The organism is Pontibacterium sp., from assembly GCF_041587635.1.
GTDB lineage: Bacteria > Pseudomonadota > Gammaproteobacteria > Pseudomonadales > Balneatricaceae > Pontibacterium.
The window spans coordinates 1-2,003 of record NZ_JBFGYC010000663.1; the positions used below are offsets into that span (position 1 = coordinate 1).

At 52.7% G+C, this 2,003-nt stretch carries 2 protein-coding genes; both read left to right on the forward strand.

Annotated elements, in window-relative coordinates; translation table 11 throughout:
- Positions 1-897 (forward strand): methyl-accepting chemotaxis protein (locus ABYW01_RS20445; protein ID WP_372836328.1); only part of this gene is annotated, 897 nt, incomplete at its 5' end.
- A 143-nt stretch (positions 898-1,040) separates the two neighbouring features.
- Positions 1,041-2,003 (forward strand): cache domain-containing protein (locus ABYW01_RS20450; protein ID WP_372836329.1); only part of this gene is annotated, 963 nt, incomplete at its 3' end.

Sequence of the window (2,003 nt, forward strand, 5' to 3'; positions counted from 1 at the left end):
ATGGAGATTCGTCAGGCATCTAATAGTGTGTTCTCCGCATCCCAGGAGATTGCCCAAGGCAATAGTGATCTAAGTCACCGCACAGAAGACCAGGCAGCAAGTCTGGAAGAAACTGCGTCAGCGATGGAAGAGCTGACGGCCACGGTAAAGCAGAACGCGGACAATGCCAGTGATGTGGCCTCTCGAGCGTCTGACGCGATGCAGAAAGCCAGCAACGGCGGTGAAGTGGTTGATAGTGCTGTGGCAGCCATGGATGCGATCAATAAATCGAGTAAGAAGATTGCCGATATCATTGGCGTGATTGACGAGATCTCTTTTCAGACCAATATCCTGGCGTTGAATGCGGCGGTAGAGGCTGCGCGTGCCGGCGAGCAGGGGCGAGGTTTTGCGGTTGTTGCTGCGGAGGTGCGTAATCTGGCGCAACGCAGTGCCAGTGCGGCGAAAGAGATTAAAGGGCTAATTAGTGAGAGTCTGGAAGCGGTCAGTACAGGTACCAACCTGGTGCGCGCCACCGGTACAACCTTTGGGGAGTTGGTCGCGTCCGTTCAGGATGTGGTGACGATGATTGCGGAGATTGATACGGCGAGCAAAGAGCAGTCGGTTGGCATCAGTGAAGTGTGCCGAGCGGTGACTCAGATGGAAGAGGGGACGCAGCAGAACGCCGCGTTAGTTGAGCAGGCATCTGCGTCCAGTACCGCGATGGAACAGCAGGCACAAACCCTGCTACAACAGGTTGGGTTCTTTAACGTGAGTGGGGATGACTCTGCATTTCGGGCCCCTGCATCACGTCATTCCGGTCCGGCGCAGCGTCAGCGCCCGGATCATGCTGACTCCCGTCGTCGTGCGCCACTGCGACAGGCAGTACCTGAAGCAGAGGATAGGTGGGAGTCATTCTGATTTTCAGGTTTGAGTGACTGACTTTACATAGCTTGCTAGCGTAACGGATTCTGGATGTGCTTAACTGTAAGCGGTTGAAGCACAATCAGAATCCGTTTTTTTATGCCTAAATATTTATCAGTTATTGTCTCGATGAGGGTGTGTTGAAGTCATTTCGTAGCCTGCTGTTTACCCTGATCCTGTGCCTGTCATTGCTGTTGACCTGGTGGGTTCAACACCAAGCCTATGACTGGTCGATGACGCGCCTGAAGGAGCAGGGTGAAGATCGCCTGCTCAATACGATTATTGGCTTACGTACTGCAATCGATAGTTATAAATATCTGCCGTTTCTGATCTCCCAGAACAAAGACGTGCAGGAACTGCTGCTCTACCCCGTGTTGGATAAGGGGGCGGAGGTCAGTCGTTTTCTGGAACAGATGAATCTGGTATCCGGTGCCACCGCACTGCTGGTGTTGGATCTGGATGGCCGGGCGTTGTCCTACAGTCGCTGGCGCGAAGAACAATCTTTTTTTCTGAAATCCCACGCGAATACCCCGTATTTCACGCAAGCCCGCAACGGTGAGCAAGGGGTTTATGTTGACAGTACCGTTGATGGCAAAGCGACATCAATCTATCTCTCTGCACCGATCTACGATGCCAACCGTTTTATGGGGGTTGCCGTGGTACGTATCGATCTCAGTCAGTTGCAGGATAAGTTAAACCAGCTGGAAGATTTCCTGTTGTTCACTGAAAACGGCCGTGTGCTTTTAGCCAGTGAGGAAGGTTGGCGCGGCCAGAGGTTGCCTGATTTGATACGCAACAGTGAACAGCGATTGCTATCCGATAGCAGTGAGTTGGCACTGAAAAACCTCAGTAGCGGCGAGCGGGTGTTATTTCAGGCGGTCGCTTTACCTGATCTGGGATGGCAGGTCGCGGTCACCAGTAATATTTATCCGGTGTTGAGTACCCGTAATACGGCTGCTTTTATCAGTCTGGGTGGTTGTTTAGCGCTGGGGCTGCTATTGCTCTATATCCGAGAGCGCCATCTGAAGAATATCTCACGGCAGGAAACCCGTGATGCGCTGGAAAGCAGTGAGCGGCAGCAGCGGGATATTATCAACAATGCC